The sequence below is a fragment of the Paraclostridium sp. MRS3W1 genome (assembly GCF_032465715.1).
Taxonomy (GTDB): domain Bacteria; phylum Bacillota; class Clostridia; order Peptostreptococcales; family Peptostreptococcaceae; genus Paraclostridium; species Paraclostridium dentum.
Window position 1 is genome coordinate 1 of record NZ_JAWDJM010000151.1, and the last position, 18195, is coordinate 18195.

An 18195-nucleotide genomic window follows, 5' to 3' on the forward strand; every position below is an offset into this window, starting at 1 on the left:
GGATATGTGTTAATACATATCCCTTTTGAATTCATAGTAAAAATCATAATTAATTATCTTTTATTTTCTATGATGTTTGATATAATTCCTTTACATCTTCCACATCCCGTACCTGCTTTAGTTACTTCTCCAACCTTTTCAACTGTATCAGCTCCGTTTTTTACTGCTTCTACTATTGTTTCAATTGATACATTCTTACATTTACATGCATTTTTTATAAGAGTTTCTACTTCTTTAAGTTCTTCTTCATTTTCAATAACTATATCTGATATTTCTTTAAGTTCTTCAACAGTTCTAGCCCCTTGTCCTTGAGCTTTTCTTACTTTTAAATATTTTTCCATTTCTAATGCCATATCTATATCTCCTAATCTGTAATTATATTCTTTCATATAAGTAAATTGTTACGTTATATATATATCCATTATTAATAGATTATAAACAAAATTCTTAAAATTAATTTTTTTACTTTTATTTAATATAAAAAGCACTGATTTGATAGTATTCACTTTCAAAATCAGTGCTTTTTTAGGCGTAATATTAAATTACATCCTATTCCTCTTTTGACTTTTATTAAATATAGTTTGCAATTTAGCTTGAACTCTAACCTTTGGACTTTAGACTAAAACTAACTGCACTCTAGTAGACCGAGGACTTCTAGTAGATTCATTATATTTAATATGATACTTTTTTAAGTACCTAGCCACCATCACTCCCAAAGACACTACCAAAAGGTTAGATATAATCTAGCTTTTGCTTAGTAAGTGTTGGTTTGACAATTAACCTTAATTAACTGTCTGATTATATATTAACCATTCTCATAAATAATATGTATTTAATTTAAATTTTTTTATTTTTAATTAATCAATTTTGCCATCAAAGTTCTGATCTAAGTTTACTAAATTAGGATTTTTATTTATATCTGGTTTGTTTAATCCAGTCGTTCCATCATTATCACTATCTAATTTTGAAAATGCTTCAGTATATTTTTCAAAAGCTTCTAAATCACTCATAATAACTTCATATTTTGCTTCTTTGAACGTAGTAAATCCGTCTCCGCCTTGTGCTAAAAATATATTAGCTACAGTATTTATCTTCATATCATCAGTTACTTGTGTTTTATTTTCATCTTTTAAGTTTATGCTATCTACTTTTACAACCCAGTTACCATTAACAAGTTCTGGGTGCCATTTATATGTAAATCCTTCTACTTGTAACATTCTTGGTCTATTATATTTTCCTTGTTGCATGCCAATTACCCAATCATGTATATTCTGAGTTTCTAAAATCGTTTTTAATTGTGACCCACTTAATGTAAGTTTTGTTAAATCATTTCCAAATGGTTGTATTGTGTAAACATCTTCATATGTTACATCACCTTGTTGTAAATCAGCTCTTACTCCACCTATATTCATCATTGATATCTGAACATCTTCACCTTTTTCTTTAGCTGCCCATAGTTGAGCATCTGCTATCATTCTTCCAAGTTCCGATTCTCCATTTGCGCCTTCTATATTTCTTGAAATAAATTCTTCTGCGAAACCTACTTTTCTTTCAAGTAAAGGTTTAACATCTTCCCTTGCTTTTTGAACCATAAGTGTGACAGCTTTATCTGATGATATATTTTTAGGGTCTATTGGTAATATTTCTGATTTTGAAGATACTACATCTCCACTTTCTTTATCTATAACTAAATCTATATCACTTATATTAGTAGATTTAGAATACGCTTGAGTTACTACTATATCATCTTTTCCTTCTCTTTTTACAACTGAATTTGCAAACTGATGATTATCAGCTGCCATTATTACATCAACCTCATCATTTACCTTTTGAGATATATCATATATATCGCTACTTCCTTCTAAATCTACAAGCTTTCCTGTGTCTTTATCTGTTAGCGCTGGCACATGAGATAATACTATTATAGTTTTCACACCTTGTTGTTGAAGCTCTTTAGTATATTTATCTATAGCACTAACCTCATCTATAAAGTCTACATCTTTTATACCTTCAGGTACAACTTTTCTTGCAGTATCTGTTGTTACTATACCTATTACACCTACTTTTACCCCATCAAATTCTTTTACAGTATATGGGCTTAGTATTGGCTCTCCTTTTTTTACTTCCTTATTTCCAAACTTCATATCTTTATTTGCTACAACGTTAGCTGTTACCCAATTAAAATTTTGAGACCCTTCCCAATTAAGTCCTGATGAGTGAGTTCCACCTTGTATTATCCTAGCTAATTCACTTGTGCCTTCATCATATTCATGATTTCCCGTAGTCACTACATCTACATTCATTTCTTTCATTATTTCTAAAGTTGGTTGGTCTTGTTTTAATGCTGTAACAGCAGGACTTCCTCCTACAGCATCTCCAGCTGAGAGTGTAAGTGTATTTTTATTTTCACTTTGTAATTTTTTTAGATACGCTGATAAATTATCTATACCTCCACCCAATTTAGAATCTACATCAAATTGCCCATGTAAATCATTAAACGATAACAATTGAATATCTACTGTATTTTTATCACCTTCTCCTTTACTTAAATCATAAGCATAAGTAGCCATTTCATTGTCCAAATCTTTTACTTTTTTCACACTCGGTATATCATTTAAATAACTTTCTCCATTTTTATGAGAATTAAATAAAACTTTAGCATTTGTTTTTACTGGCTTGATTTTCCAGTTATTATCTTTGGAAGGAGTTATTTTTCCTGTTTCTTTTATGTAATCCACTACTGCTTGTCTGTTTTCATCAGGAGATGAGTAAACTACTTGTGCATCTTTAATTCCAGGGAAAGTTCCACTTGCTCTGTAGTTATTAGTAACTACTAAAAATTCTTGATTTGGATCTAGGTTTTTACCATTGTGTTTTAAATTTGATATTCTTTGTGAATCTTGATTTATAGTATTTCCATTGCTATCATATTTAGCTTTTTTAGTTACATCTATTTCATATGTAAGACCTTCTATAGAATCAAAGTTATATGATCTATATCCAGGATTAAACAATTGCTGATCTTCGTTTGAGGTAGGATTTATTGTGTTATACATACCACTTGTCATTTCTAACCATTCTTTTATTTGTGCTCCATTTATCTTTAATATACTTATAGTATTATCATATACATACAAGTTTGATAAGTCTTTTATTTTAAGTTCTCCCGATTTTATATCTACATAGTTAGTTGCATCATTAAATTCTCGTCCTCCTGCTTTAAATGGAGCTGCTGCAGATAATATAGGTAAATCTTTATATTGTTTAAGTTCATCTTGTCCTTGTTCTATCTTGTTTTTAGCATACCACTTTTGAGCTTGTGCTACTAATTCAACTGATTCATTATCTGATACTAGTGAAAAGAAACTATTTAACTCTTTAGTAGTTTCTCCTACAGGCTTATTTATAAATTCTATTGTAGCTTCATGTGCTTTTTTCAAATCTTTATTTTCAGTTATAATCGGATTATTTTCTGGCTTTAATTCTTTTACATTTTTCCTTGATACCTTACTTTCTTTATCATTAACAACCCAAGTTTTTCCCTTTTGTTCCAATTTCAAATCAACTATTCCTAACTCTTTTCCCCAGTTAGCAGGCTGTATAATTTGAACTCCATTCATTTCTGTTTGTGTTGTTGAATGGGAGTGACCTGCTACAACAACATCTAAACCTTTTACTTTTGTTAATTGATATGCAGCATTTTCAGAGTTCATTATATGCTCATCACTCTCACCTGTTCCAGTGTGTGCTAAAGCTATTACTATATCAACCTTATGTTTCTCTTTCAATTCTTTGGTTATTTTCTCAACTGAAGTTTTCATATCTTCAACTTTAACTTTACCTTGTAAGTTTTTCTTATCCCAATTTAATATTTGAGGTGGCACAACTCCAGTTATGCCTATTTTAACTTTTTGTTTTTTACCATTTGAATCTATTACCGTTTCATTTATTATATTATATGGATCGAATATATTCTTCCCATTGTTATCTAAAACGTTTGCATTAACAATATTTGTTCTCATTACATTTTTCTTTGTTATTTGTTTTAAGAAATCAAGTCCATAATTAAATTCATGATTACCTAATGTAGTTGCATCATAACCTAATATATCTAACGCTTCATATACAGGGTATTTCTCTCCTGGTTTAACTTTTGTTTCTTCATTCATTGCATATACTGTGGATAATGGGTTCCCTTGTATTACATCTCCATTATCTACTAATATTGAATTGTCTATATTTTTGTTTTTTGTATCTTTATCTACTTCTTTTTTTGACTTTTCGATTATAGTTGATAATCTTGATAATCCCATGTTAGGATCTTGTTTATCGATAAAATAATCATGATCCATTATATTAGCATGTAAATCAGTTGTAGCCATTATTCGAAAATCAACAGTTGAATTTTTCTTTTTTGCAGCTTCTACAACTGTTGGTTGCATAATTGGTGCTATAACTCCTGCTGATATAGCTATTGCTGCTAGTCTTTTTACTCCCTTTTTATAACTCATAATTTCTCCCCTTTATAAAAACATTTCATTTAAATTTCACTATTATCCTATCAAATTGTTATAATAATATCAATATAATTTTATTTCAATAAGTTGAAAATATATTATTTTAAGCTTAATACTAAAAAGAAAAAGCACTGATTTGACAGCATTTGCTTTCAAAATCAGTGCTTTTTTAGGAGTAATATTAATTACATCCTATTCTCTTTTGACTTTTATTAAATATAGTTTGCAATTTAGCTTGGAGTCTAATCTTTGGACTTTAAACTAAAACTAACTGCACTCTATTAGACCGAGATTATCTAGTAGATTTATTATATCTAATATGATACTTTTTCAAGTACCGAGCCACCATCACTCCCAAAGTCACTACCAAAAGATTAGAATTTATCTAGCTTTTGAATAGTAAGTAATGGTTTGACAATCAACCTTAATTAACTGTCTGATTATATATTAACCATTTCATTAAATTATATACGGATAACTTAAATTTTTTAATTTTTATTATATTTAATATATAGTTAATTATAATACTACATAGCATTTACATTTTTAGATTTATTTGTATTAAATTTTTTATATAAAAATTCAGTTGTCTTTATTACTATATATCCAATAACCAATATAGCTATTATAACTTGAACATATAAAAATGCTCTAACTGTACTCTCTAATGGAGATCCTACCTTACCTAGGTATTTTGCATATCTCTGAGATGCAACAACACTTATTCCAAGTGGGAAAGTAAGTGGAGCAAGACCCGGAGAATAAGGTAATTTTATAAGTTTTGGAAGTATTGTATATCCATATAAAAGTGATACGTATGAAACAGATGCTAAAATACTTACAAATATAGCATTTGGCTTATCTGCAATTGTAAAATAAGCGGCTAAACATATATTTGCTGGAGCTACCATTATCATTAAAGTTGGAACCTTTGGTCCAGTTAATTTTTCCATAGATAAAAGTCTATATATCATAATAGGAAATAATACTATAAAGGCTACAAGTGAATAATAAAATAATACCTTAGAAATTCCAGGCATATTCATAGGTTTACTTGTAACAGCTGCTAGCCCAATTCCAACTGTCGGTATAAACCAACTTGGAATCATATTTTCCATTTTAAAATCTTTAATCATATAAACGGCAAACATTATAAATGTTAAAAAATGCAGTATTGTTGCTCCTAACCATAAACTACTAGCTATTGATGGATTTATCTCAACTAAGTACACTGCTACTAACATAAGTGTCATAAATATAGTTGGATAAATACTCCCAGCCATTGGATGCTTTATCTCATTCATTACTTTATTTGGGTGTAATATTAACTTTATTAATAAAAATCCTATACATAGTATTGAAAATATTACAGCTATATGACGTACCCAAGTTACATTAAACTCAAGTAGTGCTGTAGATATGCTCATAAAACCAAGTGCAATGCCAGCTATTGCAACAGGCATGTCTTCAAAATTTGACTTAACCTCTCTATTTTTAGCTTCCATATATACACCTACTTATCTTAATTTACCATCATCTATTAACTTTTCAGCTATATAAGCTGCAACTTCTCCTGTTATTTTAATACAGTGTGCTTTTCTTTCTGGTGATTGGAACTCAAAGTTTCTAGTCATTACTCTGCAGCAAGTACTTTTATATAATTCTTTTATTCTATCGTGTAAATCAGCTGCATGTTTAAACATGTCTTCATGCATTGCTTCTCCATGACATCTTCCATATACCATTCCTAATGCCATAACACCACCACTTACAGCACCACAAAGACATCCTGATTTTCCAACCCCGATTGGAAATCCTGAAGCTAACTTTGTAACTTCATCACTAAATGGTTTTCCTAATTCATCATTTATAGTTTTTACAACTGCTTCTGAACAGAAAAATTCACCTCTTTCAAAATATCCTTCTGCTATTTTTCTTATTTCTGACACTCTTTGCTCTTTATTCACAAATTTCTCCTCCATTATACATTATTTTTATAATTTACACATTTATTATAATTTTTAATTTATTTTTTGTACAATCGATATTTCCTATATATAGTGGGTATCTTATAGATTATAACTATTAACTTAGTATAATTTCTTTAAAAGGATGTGATCTTTTGTTTTTTAATATTAAAGAAAGCGGAAAGTTAGCTATTGATAAAATGCTTCAAGACTGTAAACAGAAGTCTTTTAGAGTTTACATACGTAGAGTAAGCAATTGACTAGGTCCTGTGTTTGATATAGCTCTGGATGATGCTACTGAATTAGATATAGTATTTAAACACGATAATTATAATATTGTCATAAACAAAGAATTAGCTAGTAAAATTAATTCTATTGAAATTTTCTTCGAAAAAGGTATTAGCAAAAGTGGTTTTAGGGTTTTAACAGATATTTGTTGGAAATTCGAATATAGGTTTAAAGATTGGACTAAAAATTCACCTAATATATAAATACCTATAATATAAGTTAAAATATAAAAAAGCTAATTTAATTAAATTAGCTTTTTTATATTTTAACTTTATATACTTTTTCTAAAGTTTGCCTAAATTGGTCTAAAGCAAGTTTTCCTACTTTATACTGAGCTATAGAATCTAAAAAATAAACTTCATAGTTATTTTTATCCTCTAAATACAGTAAAATTCCATTAATAGATAACCTATATACGGAAGCAATATAAAAAATAGTATCTGTTTCTCTTCTAATGAGACTTGAGGCTTCTTTATTATAGTTAGTATGACATTTATTAAATATACTACTTAAAACCTCACTATCAAACTTAAGAGTTTGTTCCATAGATATTTTATCGTATTCACATGAAATAATCTTTTTGATAATTATATCTAAGTCATTTTGAACTCTAATCAAATCTTTAACAGATAACATTACATGTTCACTAGGTTGTGCAAAAATAGTTGTAGTACATAATAAACTTAGAATTAACGTTAATACAAATGTTTTTTTCATTATGATAAAAACTCCTTTTTAATATATACTACAATTAGATTTCTCATAAATATAAAATCTATTCTTAATTAACATTATTGTTAATTTTTTTATATATTTAATACATCTTCATCAATATTAATAATTTCTGCATCTGTATTTGTTTCTATAAAATTTATTATATTTTCTTTATTGCTATAACAAGCGCTTTGATCTAAAGATATTCCAATTATTCCTATTGTAACAATCTGGTGTATATCTTGGTTTTCAATTTCAGCTACAGAAATATTAAATTTATTTTTAAGTTTACTTGTTATACTCTTTACTACCATTCTTTTTTCTTTTAAAGAATGTACCCATACCGCCCTTAAATCAACTTTTAAAATATATATTTTCATATACTGTTCCTTTCTAAAATATCAACTTAACTATATGTAATTATTATTATATTTAATAGAAATCATATTCATTTTACTTAAATATAAAATAAGTATACAAGCTCGTGGCTTCTTATCTTTTTGAATATCTAAGAATTACAACCCCCTCATCAGTAATATATTCATCCAAGTGTAAGTCTATTTTAGGATTATTCTCTAAAAATAATTTTCTTCCTTCACCTAATATCGTAGGTATAATTCCTATTACATATTCATCTATAATATCGGCTTTTATAAATGGATCAATAACTTTACCCCCTCCAAATAAAAATATATTTTTCTCAATTGTTTGTCTTTCTTTCTCAATTTTTTTTACTATGTCACCTTTTATAAAATGTATGTTTTCATAATCTTTTAAGTCTTTAGACGTTGCAACATATACTTTTTTATTTTTAAAATCTTTATGAAAGTTTTGATCATAACAATTTTTACCCATTACTACTACATCTATAGTGTCTAAAAAACCATTAAAATCCCATTTTTTCTCTGTATCTAAGCTTTTATCTCCATCTCCAACTATCCACTCAAATCCACCATCTTCAGATGCTATATATCCATCAATACTTATAGCTAAATTTAAAATTATTTTTTTACTCATTGTTTTGACCTCACTTTATTTTTTATTTATTATTTTACTTACTTAAATATTTGATACAATTTTATTATAATCTATAATGCAATTTATAATAAAATTGTATTATAGTATAAAAGCGAATTTTTTCAATAAGCATAAAAAAAGCATTTTATCTCAACAAAATGCCTTTTAAAAGTTCATCCTAAATTTTTACATATTTTATACAAATGATATTCAGTAAGTGAAACTATAATAAACAGTAAAACAATAAATGTCATTATTGATATTAAAATTTTATTACCAATATTAATACTGAATACCTCTATAATAAAAAAAACATATAGTATATAAAATCCCTGATATTATACACACCCTACCTGAATACTCATTGCCTTCTTTCCAGTAATAACTATTTTTTTGAGAAATGATAGACTTATATCCAAATCCATTAGGATACTCACCCGATAAATATCTAATAATTATACCAATACTAATCATTACTATCCCTAAATGGTATACATTATTTGGATAATATACTTGGACCATTAAACCCCTCCCTTCTTACCTATAAATGTATATATATTCAAGTTTTTAACAAGTTATCCTTTATTTATTAATTAGCGCAAATCTATATATTTTCAAGCTTTATATCTAGACTAACTTCATCTTCCTTAATTTTACACTAGAATTACTTTATTTTTTTATGTAATATTGTCTAAGTCTATAAAATCTAAGGCGGTGTTTAACATGGAAAAAGTAGCTAATAAGACAAAAAATGAATTTAAAACTCCTCCTATTTATAATCCAAGTACCTTAAATAATAATTCTAAAGTTTATATAAATGTAAAAAATAAATTTTTTATAAGCTTAATAATTTCTATATTGTGGACATTTGTAGCAATAAATTTATCCAAACCTTGGATTGATGATTTATCTATTATACTTAATCACTTTTGGGCTGTATTTATAATAAGTGGTATTGCTCTTGTACCTGGTTTTATGAATATATTTTTAATTGTAAGTTTATTGTTAGACAAACAGCCTAAAGTTAATAATTATAATATAGATGATGATGTGACTCTTTTAATTTCGGCTTTCAATGAGGAACTTGGTATCTTTAATACGCTAAAATACGTGAGAAATCAAAACTATAATGGAAATATACACACAATAGTAATTGATAATAACTCAGCTGATAACACTAGCTTAGAAGTAAAAAGAGCTATGAAAGAACTAGATATGGATATATTGTTATTATCTGAACCTACTCCTGGAAAATTCAACGCACTTAACTATGGATTACAACATGTAAATACAGAACTTGTAATAACGCTAGATGCTGATACCTTAATTCATAAGAATGCTATAAGAAACCTTGTTGGAAGAATAAAGTCATCACCAGACGAAGTTTGTGCTGTTGCTGGTTCAATGCTTGTTAGAAATAGTAGAGATAATTGGCTATCTAAAATCCAAGAATGGGATTACTTCTTAAGTATATCGTCTATTAAAAGAATGCAAGGATTATATCAAGGAACGCTAGTTGCACAAGGGGCATTCTCCTTATATAAAACTGACGTTGTATCTAAACTAGGAGGATGGTCAGATGCTATAGGAGAAGATATAGTCCTTACATGGAAGATGCTTGCTGATAACAAAAAGGTATATTTTGAGCCTATGGCAATAGCATTTACAGATGTTCCAATAAAGTTTTCACACTTCATAAAGCAACGTTCAAGGTGGGCTAGAGGCATGATTGAGGGCCTTAGAGAAGTTAAACCATGGAAACAACCCTCTATGTTTTCTAAATTTTTAACTGGAATAGATTTAATAATTCCATATATGGATCTTAGTTATACATTTTTCTGGATTCCAGGCTTAATTTTAGCACTATTTTGGGGCAACTATGCTATAGTTGGACCTATGATGTTATTAGTACCACCTCTTACTTTTATAAGTTTCGGTATACTATACTATTATCAATCCAATGTAGTTTTTAAAAAATTAAACCTAAAAGTTAGAAAAAATTTAATTGGATTCATTTTATTTATTTTATGCTATCAAATTATCATGTCTCCAGTTTCTTTATATGGATATACTCAGGAGTTATTTGGAGCGAAAAGAGTTTGGAAATAATTTTAAAATTAAAATGCCGCCATAAACTATTATAGGCGGCTTAAATATATTTTATATGTATACCATATATATTTCTGATTTTAAACTTTTATTAATTCATATTCTTTATTTCCCATTCCCATTTCATGGGCGTAATCTACAACTCTCATTCCATTAACACCTGGATGTGCATGCTTAAATACATCATGTTTCATTTCGGCACATACCAAATCATAGCAAGCTTTATCAAGTGCAACTGGATCTTTAGATGCAAGTATTCCTATATCATGAGATATAGGTCTTCCTGACCATGGAACACAATCACAAAGTGGAGTTACATTCATAACAAATGTTATAAATCCTACTTTATCTTTTTTGTTGCTAATAGCTCCATATGCATATTCAGCCATTTTTTCTACAAATATATCAGAGTCAGTTTCCCATTGTATAGTTATAGCTCTAGTTGGACATACAGTTGGACACTCTCCACATCCATAGCAAATTTCATGATTTATTTTAGCTTTCTTTTCTTCTATTCTTATCGAACCTACTGGACAAGATTTAGCACATTTACTGCATCCAATACACTTATCCTCATCTACATCTGGCTTTGCATCTGAATGTTGCATTTGTTTCCCTGGTGCGCTTGCACATCCCATAGCTAAATTTTTAAGAGCGCCTCCAAATCCAGCCATCTCATGCCCCTTAAAATGGCTCATTACAATCATTGCAGGAGAATTATATATTTCTCCCCCGATTTTCACTTTATCAAAATGTTTTTGATTAATTTCTACATCTGTTGAATTTCTACTATACAGACCATCTGCTATAATTATTGGCGCATTTACAACTGCATAAGCAAATCCATTTTCAATAGCCGTTGTTATATGATCAACTGAATTTGTTCTACTCCCAGAATAAAGAGTATTTGTGTCTGTTAAGAATGGTTTTCCCCCATGTTCTTTTACTTTGTCAACTACTTGCCTAACCGCAATAGGACTCATATATGTAGTATTCCCTTTTTCTCCAAAATGTAATTTAATAGCTACTTGCTCATTTTCACTTATAAATTCTCGAAAGCCAGCTCTTTCAAACAACTTTTTTACATTATTAGGTAAGTTTCTACTTTGTGAATCTGAATATAAACTGCAATAGTAAACCTTTGAAATTTCCATTTAATTACCTCTCTTTTTAACTTTATACATTTAAATATAGACTAATATTTTAATTTTAATTCCATTATATTCATATTTAATCTATTAGTCTAAATTTTTAATAACCTTACATGGATTTCCAGCTGCTACTACATTATTAGGTACTGACTTTGTAACAACGCTTCCAGCGCCTATAACACTGTTATCTCCTATTGTAACTCCAGGCATTATACTTACATTTCCGCCTATCCAAACATTATCTCCTATTTTAACAGGTAGTGCATAAGTTTTATACGGTGCTTGTCCTTCTTTATTTAAATTTAATCTTTCTTTATAATTTGTAGGATGTGTAGCTGTATAAATACCAGTTCCCGGTCCTATTAGAACATTTTCACCTATAGTTATCTTGTTACAATCTAGCAATGTACAATTATAATTTATAAATGTGTTTTTGCCTATTGAAATATGTTTTCCATAGTCACAAAAGAATGGTTTTTCAATCCATACACCTTCTTCAACATTCCCAAGCAACTCTTTTAAAATTTCATTGGGATTTTCTATCAACTCTGTGTTAAATTTATTTATTAACCCTCTCGCTTTTTTATACATACTTATAAGTTCACTATCCCTAGTATTATAAAATTCTCCTTTTAATAATTTTTCTTTTTCAGTCATCTTTTTCTCCTTTTATAAATTTATATCATAGTAATATAAAAATACTGTATCAAAATATTAAAAAAATAAATGGGTACATAGTTTATATACACATTTCAATTTTAACAAATTCGATACAGCTCAATTTATTTATTCTGTTTTACATAAGATCTAACATAGTTATAACTAATTTTGCTGAGTTATTTGAGGCTATTATTTCAAATTCTCTATATGCTATCGCTGCATTATCATCTGCATTATCAGAAATACTTCTTACAATTACAAATGGAACATTATTTATATCGCATACATGTGCTATTGCTGCACCTTCCATCTCTACACAATATGGACTGTAATCGTTTATTAGTCTATATTTTAAATCCGTATCAGCTATAAATGCATCCCCTGTTACCATTCTTCCTTTGTGGCAATTATGACAGTTCAAACCACTACTTTCATATGCTTTAAGCGCTATATTTTTAAGCTCTTCATCTGAATTAAAAAATTGTTTAAATGGAAAACAATTTTTCATTTGAATAGGCCTAACATCATGATATGTAATATCATCTGAAATAACGATATCCCCAAGTTTTACATTCTCATTTAAGCTTCCTGCAATTCCTGTATTAATTATTTTTTTTATGTTAAACTTATCTATTAATATTTGAGTACAACTTGAAGCATTTACTTTTCCAACACTACAACTTGTAACTACAACATCTAACTCTTTATACTTGCATATATAAAAATCAAATCCTGCATACTTCTCTTTTCTTTCTATGAACATATTATCCTTTATAGATTGTATTTCGATACTAGTTGATCCAATTATACCAATCATTTAACTCTATCTCCTCATTTTTCAATTAATATACTGTAGTCATATATAATATTACTTACGTTGAATCGTTCTAAATCTTTAGATAAAGTAAAGTTATTTTAATTTTACAAATATGTTATATTAAGATTAATTATAGCACACTGCCCTTATTTTTTATCTAAATTGCAAAAATAATTTAGTAAAATTTTATTTAACTTAACATTTAAAATAGTTGCTATATATCTTTAAAAAGGTCGTAATTCAAATTTAATCTATAGATTTAGATTTTTTAAGAGTATACATTATCGTTAATATTGCAAAGTGCCTATTTTTCTTCAAATAATTCAAAATAGTCTTCACGCTTTATAGAGTAAATTAAATGCTCCATTTCCTTTTTGTCGTATATTTTTATATATTTATCTACTTGCTTCATATTTAACCTTTTAGCCACATTTTTAGAATTTATATTATTGGTTCTTATTTGTGCTATAACTTCATCTGACTTTAATTCATTGAAGGCATAACTTATACACGCTTTTGCTGATTCAGTCGCGTAACCTTTGTTCCAAAATTCCTTCTTTAGAATATATGCAATACCTATAAATTTTTCTCCATTTATGTTTTCAATTAAAGGCCCAGCAAGACCAACCGTTTTCCCCGACATTTTTTCAGTTACTAAAAAATAACTATATCCCTCATTTTCATACCTTTTGATATTTTCACCTATCCATAGTTTGACCTCTTCATTCGAAAATGCTTTTTCCCATGCATACATAACTTCAATATCCTGAAGTATACTTGCAATCTCTGAGTAATCTTCTTTTAAAATTTTTCTAAATACTAATCTATCAGTTTTTAAAATTATATTTTTCATGTTCCCACTCCATATACACATACATGTTTTCAAACATTATGTCTGTATTTTTATCTATATATCAACAATAATTCTCTTATTTTTTAAGCACTAACTCTATTATACAATATTTTTCGAATATTTTCTGTTATTTTGCATAATTTCGTTTGTTTTTATTTATTTTAACATTTACATGTATCCAAATTAACTTATTTTTATGAAAATTTTTAAAATAAAAAATATCCATAGCAAATTTTTGCTATGGATATTTTTTATTTTAGTTTATTATTTTTTATTTCTTTTTGAATATTTTTTAAAGCTTTTTTAGAACCTCTTTTGATATCTTTTTCTAACTTTCTATTTTCATATGAAGTAAATAAACTATCAATATCATAACCATCAGGATACAACTGAGATGCTTTTAAATACAGCTTTATTTTCTTTATATTCATTTTAATAAATTCATCTTTGTATAAAACTTCTACGTTGTTAAACTTATCAGCTTCTTTATGAATAATTGCATAATCATCTTGTTCTAATAGAAAGACCTTATCACCTATGCTATAATCATTTTTTATTATATACGTTTCTTCTACTTCATCCTTTTGTTCTATTTTGCTTTTCTTAACTAATTCCAAATTATATTGTTTTTTATTAATATATAACTCAGCTCTACTTAAAACTTTATCTCTTATTCCCATTTTTTTTGAAATGAATAGTGCATTACTATCTTCAGATTTACCTATGACTAATTTGTATAAAGGTTCTAAAGTTTCTTTATCAAATAGCATTCCTGCATTTTCAAATTCTGGGTGCATATCAGCAAAATTTTTAATCTCGCCATAATGAGTAGATGCAACCAATATACATCCCATATGATAAAACTCTTCTAATATTGCTATAGCTAGCGAAGCTCCTTCATTAGGTTCTGTTCCACTTCCTATTTCATCAAATAGTACCAATGTAGACTTATTACTAGAGTTCATAATTTCTGCGATGTTTTTTATATGCGATGAAAATGTACTAAGGGCATTTTCTATACTTTGATTATCTCCTATATCAACAAATATATTTTCAAATACACTAATTTCAGTATCACCTTCTGCACTTATGTCAAATCCGCACTGAGCTATTAATGTAAGTAATCCTACTGTTTTTAGTGATAAAGTTTTGCCTCCTGCATTTGGGCCTGTTATTATTAAACTTCTATATGCTTTCCCTATTTCAAAATCAAGAGGAACAACCCTTCCTTTTAGAAGAGGATGTTTTCCTTTTATTATTTTTATATACCCTTTATTATTTACCAATGGTGTTACACATTTATTATTTAAACTATATTTAGCTTTTGCAAAAACCATATCATACTCACCTATGATTTCAACATTCAGCTTAATTTTATCTAATTTTTCAAATATTAACTCTGTTAAATATGATAATATTTTGTATTCTTCTATACTTTCCTCTGCTCTTAAACTAATTAGTTCTAAACTAAATTTAGATACATTATTAGGTTCTATAAAAACTGTAGCTCCTTTTGATGATGAGTCTAAGATCGTTCCATCAACTTCATTTTTATATGAAGACTTTATAGGTATAACATATCTATCATTTCTCTTTGAAATTATAAATTCTTGAATATACCTTTTATTACTACTAGATGTTAAAAACTTGTTTAACCTTTCTTTTATCTTATCTTCACATACTTCAATATTTCTTCTTATTTTTTTTAATTCTTTAGAAGAGTTAGAATCAACTTTATTCCCTTTTATACTATAGTTTATCTCATTTTCTATAAAGTCGCACTCAGCTATATTGAGTGAGTATGAACTTAATGTAGGTGCATAAAATTCTTTTTCATTCATAAACTGTTTGATTTTTTTACACCCTCTTAAAAAGTCTTCCACTTTTATAAGTTCTAATGGATCTAAAACCATACCTTTTTCAACTTTTTCAATAGTTGAGTATATATTAAATAGACCTTCTAAAGGTATATGATTACTATTTAAAAGTACATTTTTAGCTTCCTTATTTTCATTTAATCTTCTTTTTACTACGCTTAAATTCTTGCTTGGACTTAATTTATCTATGAGATCTTTACCTAGAGAACTAACACAATGAACTTTTACCATTTCTTTAAACTCATTTAGCTGTAATTTTTCTAAAGTCATTTTATTCATTTGTAATACCTCCTAGGTTTAAGTCACCATTATCTTTATCAGTTTCTTTTTTTATTTTTGATATTATTTTTCTTATACTAGATTCAGATAAATTATATATGTTTACTATTTCATCAATTGAGTACCCTTGTTTATACAACTTAAATATACTTTTATTTCTAGTATATATAGCTTCTCTAGCTCCATTTTTTCGTCCCCATGGTATTTTTTCATTATTATCTATAGGTATATAAATTACATCACCTTGAATGTATTGTTGTATTTGTTGTAGTAAATCTTGAGGTAATATATTTTTTGCATTTTTATATTTCAATTTTATAATCTCCTTTATTTTTAAGTTGTACATTCTGCAAACTTAACAAATAAGGAGTCCATCTATTTGTAACTCCTTATTTGTTAAGAAGTACAACTCCCAGCTCTTTATAATTATTATTTTTCATAATTTACTCTCCTTCTATATTTTCTTTAATATATATTATTTCATATAACACATATTAGTTCAATGTAAAAAATAACTATAATTAAACTTTCCAATTTAACAAAAAAAGAATCTAAGCAAATCTTACTTTTATATGCTTAGATTCATAACTATATATTATTTATTCTATACCTCTCCTGTTAAAAAATTTTCTAGACTCGTTTTATTCTCTATTATTTTTTCTAATTTTTTTCCGTATTTATCTCCATAGGCATCAACTAATTCAGATTTTTTATATGTAATAGTTGATCCATCATCTAATTCTAAATTTATAATATCTACATTTTTTATAAGAGAAAATAAAACCATTGAATTTTTTATCATTACATCTGAAAACGGAAGAGTAATTGTTTCATTTGTGCTTATAATAATATGAGACTCTTCAAATCCTTTATACTTTAATGTAATTTCATAAGGTTCTTCTCCAGTTTTTAATTCAAACCCTTGTAGATTATCACTTGCAAGTAAATAGTTAGAAATATTTCCAACAGCACTATTATCTCCTATATTAGAACCTTTATATTTTAATAGTTTTTCAACTTTTTCTCCTAGTGTTATTTCACTTTGTTCTTTATTATCTTGACTACACCCAATTATACTGAATACTCCAATCAATATTATAACTAATAATACTCTCAATTTTAAACGTGTATACTTCACTTGCACCCCTCCCTAAATTCGTTCTAAGTACTAATGATTATACATAATTCGGTAACTCATTTTAATATTTGTTACCACACTGTAACTAATCTTTTTTACAGCTTAATAATACTTTTTAAAATTTATAAAAATCAAAGTAAATTATTATTATTAATATATTCGTATTTTAAATTAATATTATTAATTTCATTTATTCAAACAAATAAAAAACTATGGACTATTTTAGCCCATAGTTTTTTATTTAAATAATTTTTTTTGCTAAAACCGTAAATCCAATTTGTATAACACTATATAGCATATTTATAATTACCATTATTGAAAATGAATTTAATTTTTTATTATTTTTATATAATGTGTATGCCGAAACAAAAATAAAAGATGGTATAAAAATTATAATTGCATAAGGTAAACTATAGTTTTGAATTCCTGAAAGTAATATTGCAGTTATAAATGTTATCATAAATTTATTGTCTGTTGCCTGCCCTATAAGTTTACTAACTATAACTATTAATATAGACTCAACTATTGGTCCTATAATAACAGCTACTAAAAAGCCCCATCCAAATGACATAGTCCCTGAAAATTCTAACCCCCTGTATGTGTTAGAATAAATTTTGAAAAAATCAAAAGGTACCGTACAGACTAATGCCACTAGTATAGATAAGGCTATGAATTTACCTTCACTTAAGTTGTTTATATAATCTAAAATTTTCTTCATAATGCCCTCCTTACTCTATTTTAGCATTAATTAATAATATTACAAATATATATTAAACTTATTATTTACTCTATTTAATTGATATTGATT

The 18195-nt window shown here is 27.3% G+C and carries 18 protein-coding genes; 2 read left to right on the plus strand and 16 right to left on the minus strand.

Annotated elements, in window-relative coordinates:
* Positions 1-53 precede the first annotated feature (53 nt).
* The 4 genes from RWY47_RS12245 to RWY47_RS12260 all read right to left on the minus strand — a co-directional run bounded on the left by RWY47_RS12245 (position 54) and on the right by RWY47_RS12260 (position 6484).
* Entirely contained in the window at positions 54-353 is a 300-nt protein-coding gene (locus RWY47_RS12245; RefSeq protein WP_021429418.1) for a (2Fe-2S)-binding protein, read from the minus strand.
* A gap of 504 nt (positions 354-857) precedes the next feature.
* Positions 858-4511 (minus strand): bifunctional 2',3'-cyclic-nucleotide 2'-phosphodiesterase/3'-nucleotidase, encoded by a 3654-nt coding sequence (locus RWY47_RS12250; protein ID WP_224170604.1) that lies wholly within the window; start codon positions 4509-4511, stop codon positions 858-860.
* Positions 4512-5044: 533 nt separating this feature from the next.
* Positions 5045-6022, minus strand: a complete 978-nt coding sequence (locus RWY47_RS12255) for a TDT family transporter (RefSeq protein ID WP_224170603.1) — start codon at positions 6020-6022, stop codon at positions 5045-5047.
* Between the two features lie 12 nt (positions 6023-6034).
* Positions 6035-6484 (minus strand): C-GCAxxG-C-C family protein, encoded by a 450-nt coding sequence (locus RWY47_RS12260; RefSeq protein ID WP_224170602.1) that lies wholly within the window; start codon positions 6482-6484, stop codon positions 6035-6037.
* Between the two features lie 269 nt (positions 6485-6753).
* Here RWY47_RS12260 and RWY47_RS12265 point away from each other — a divergent pair, with 269 nt between their 5' ends.
* The gene (locus RWY47_RS12265) at positions 6754-6975 is read left to right on the plus strand and encodes a hypothetical protein (protein WP_224170601.1); all 222 of its coding nucleotides are present in this window, start codon (positions 6754-6756) and stop codon (positions 6973-6975) included.
* 55 nt (positions 6976-7030) lie between these two features.
* Here RWY47_RS12265 and RWY47_RS12270 read toward each other — a convergent pair whose 3' ends face one another.
* From RWY47_RS12270 to RWY47_RS12285, 4 genes are all read right to left on the minus strand, one after another.
* Entirely contained in the window at positions 7031-7489 is a 459-nt protein-coding gene (locus RWY47_RS12270; protein WP_224170600.1) for a hypothetical protein, read from the minus strand.
* 89 nt (positions 7490-7578) lie between these two features.
* Positions 7579-7866: a DUF503 domain-containing protein gene (locus tag RWY47_RS12275; RefSeq protein ID WP_021429396.1), complete on the minus strand. Its 288-nt coding sequence runs from the start codon at positions 7864-7866 to the stop codon at positions 7579-7581.
* 112 nt (positions 7867-7978) lie between these two features.
* The gene (locus RWY47_RS12280) at positions 7979-8503 is read right to left on the minus strand and encodes a dihydrofolate reductase family protein (RefSeq protein ID WP_224170599.1); all 525 of its coding nucleotides are present in this window, start codon (positions 8501-8503) and stop codon (positions 7979-7981) included.
* A 282-nt stretch (positions 8504-8785) separates the two neighbouring features.
* Complete coding sequence (locus RWY47_RS12285) at positions 8786-9025, minus strand: hypothetical protein (RefSeq protein ID WP_224170598.1); 240 nt, start codon at positions 9023-9025, stop codon at positions 8786-8788.
* Positions 9026-9226: 201 nt separating this feature from the next.
* On the opposite strand from RWY47_RS12285, the gene RWY47_RS12290 reads away from it, so the two are divergent.
* Positions 9227-10612 (plus strand): glycosyltransferase family 2 protein, encoded by a 1386-nt coding sequence (locus RWY47_RS12290; RefSeq protein ID WP_224170597.1) that lies wholly within the window; start codon positions 9227-9229, stop codon positions 10610-10612.
* Positions 10613-10692: 80 nt separating this feature from the next.
* Here the strand turns inward: RWY47_RS12290 and RWY47_RS12295 are convergent, their stop codons facing one another.
* The 8 genes from RWY47_RS12295 to RWY47_RS12330 form a co-directional block, all read right to left on the minus strand.
* Entirely contained in the window at positions 10693-11766 is a 1074-nt protein-coding gene (locus tag RWY47_RS12295) for a DUF362 domain-containing protein (RefSeq protein WP_168931424.1), read from the minus strand.
* Positions 11767-11850: 84 nt separating this feature from the next.
* Positions 11851-12420, minus strand: coding sequence for a sugar O-acetyltransferase (locus tag RWY47_RS18130; protein ID WP_168931426.1), 570 nt, complete (start codon positions 12418-12420; stop codon positions 11851-11853).
* A 139-nt stretch (positions 12421-12559) separates the two neighbouring features.
* Positions 12560-13240 carry a 5'-methylthioadenosine/adenosylhomocysteine nucleosidase gene (locus tag RWY47_RS12305; protein WP_150842657.1) on the minus strand — a complete coding sequence of 227 codons (681 nt, stop codon included), beginning with the start codon at positions 13238-13240 and terminating at the stop codon, positions 12560-12562.
* Between the two features lie 304 nt (positions 13241-13544).
* Positions 13545-14093 carry a GNAT family N-acetyltransferase gene (locus RWY47_RS12310; RefSeq protein ID WP_150842656.1) on the minus strand — a complete coding sequence of 183 codons (549 nt, stop codon included), beginning with the start codon at positions 14091-14093 and terminating at the stop codon, positions 13545-13547.
* Between the two features lie 251 nt (positions 14094-14344).
* A complete protein-coding gene (locus RWY47_RS12315) occupies positions 14345-16249 on the minus strand; it encodes an endonuclease MutS2 (protein ID WP_168931428.1) in 1905 nt (634 codons plus the stop codon).
* Positions 16242-16562 (minus strand): CD3324 family protein, encoded by a 321-nt coding sequence (locus tag RWY47_RS12320; protein WP_021430834.1) that lies wholly within the window; start codon positions 16560-16562, stop codon positions 16242-16244. The genes RWY47_RS12315 and RWY47_RS12320 overlap by 8 nt, the downstream gene beginning before the upstream one ends.
* A 291-nt stretch (positions 16563-16853) precedes the next feature.
* A complete protein-coding gene (locus tag RWY47_RS12325) occupies positions 16854-17387 on the minus strand; it encodes a DUF4825 domain-containing protein (protein WP_021430833.1) in 534 nt (177 codons plus the stop codon).
* A gap of 241 nt (positions 17388-17628) precedes the next feature.
* Entirely contained in the window at positions 17629-18105 is a 477-nt protein-coding gene (locus RWY47_RS12330) for a hypothetical protein (protein ID WP_150842655.1), read from the minus strand.
* Between the last annotated feature and the right edge of the window lie 90 nt (positions 18106-18195).

Coding starts and splice junctions, on each gene's coding strand:
- RWY47_RS12250 (WP_224170604.1), bottom strand. CDS start 4,511: ATGAGTTATAAAAAGGGAGTAAAAAGACTAGCAGCAATAGCTATATCA.
- RWY47_RS12330 (WP_150842655.1), bottom strand. CDS start 18,105: ATGAAGAAAATTTTAGATTATATAAACAACTTAAGTGAAGGTAAATTC.
- RWY47_RS12285 (WP_224170598.1), bottom strand. CDS start 9,025: ATGGTCCAAGTATATTATCCAAATAATGTATACCATTTAGGGATAGTA.
- RWY47_RS12305 (WP_150842657.1), bottom strand. CDS start 13,240: ATGATTGGTATAATTGGATCAACTAGTATCGAAATACAATCTATAAAG.
- RWY47_RS12315 (WP_168931428.1), bottom strand. CDS start 16,249: ATGAATAAAATGACTTTAGAAAAATTACAGCTAAATGAGTTTAAAGAA.
- RWY47_RS12255 (WP_224170603.1), bottom strand. CDS start 6,022: ATGGAAGCTAAAAATAGAGAGGTTAAGTCAAATTTTGAAGACATGCCT.
- RWY47_RS12310 (WP_150842656.1), bottom strand. CDS start 14,093: ATGAAAAATATAATTTTAAAAACTGATAGATTAGTATTTAGAAAAATT.
- RWY47_RS18130 (WP_168931426.1), bottom strand. CDS start 12,420: ATGACTGAAAAAGAAAAATTATTAAAAGGAGAATTTTATAATACTAGG.
- RWY47_RS12290 (WP_224170597.1), top strand. CDS start 9,227: ATGGAAAAAGTAGCTAATAAGACAAAAAATGAATTTAAAACTCCTCCT.
- RWY47_RS12295 (WP_168931424.1), bottom strand. CDS start 11,766: ATGGAAATTTCAAAGGTTTACTATTGCAGTTTATATTCAGATTCACAA.
- RWY47_RS12245 (WP_021429418.1), bottom strand. CDS start 353: ATGGCATTAGAAATGGAAAAATATTTAAAAGTAAGAAAAGCTCAAGGA.
- RWY47_RS12275 (WP_021429396.1), bottom strand. CDS start 7,866: ATGAAAATATATATTTTAAAAGTTGATTTAAGGGCGGTATGGGTACAT.
- RWY47_RS12270 (WP_224170600.1), bottom strand. CDS start 7,489: ATGAAAAAAACATTTGTATTAACGTTAATTCTAAGTTTATTATGTACT.
- RWY47_RS12280 (WP_224170599.1), bottom strand. CDS start 8,503: ATGAGTAAAAAAATAATTTTAAATTTAGCTATAAGTATTGATGGATAT.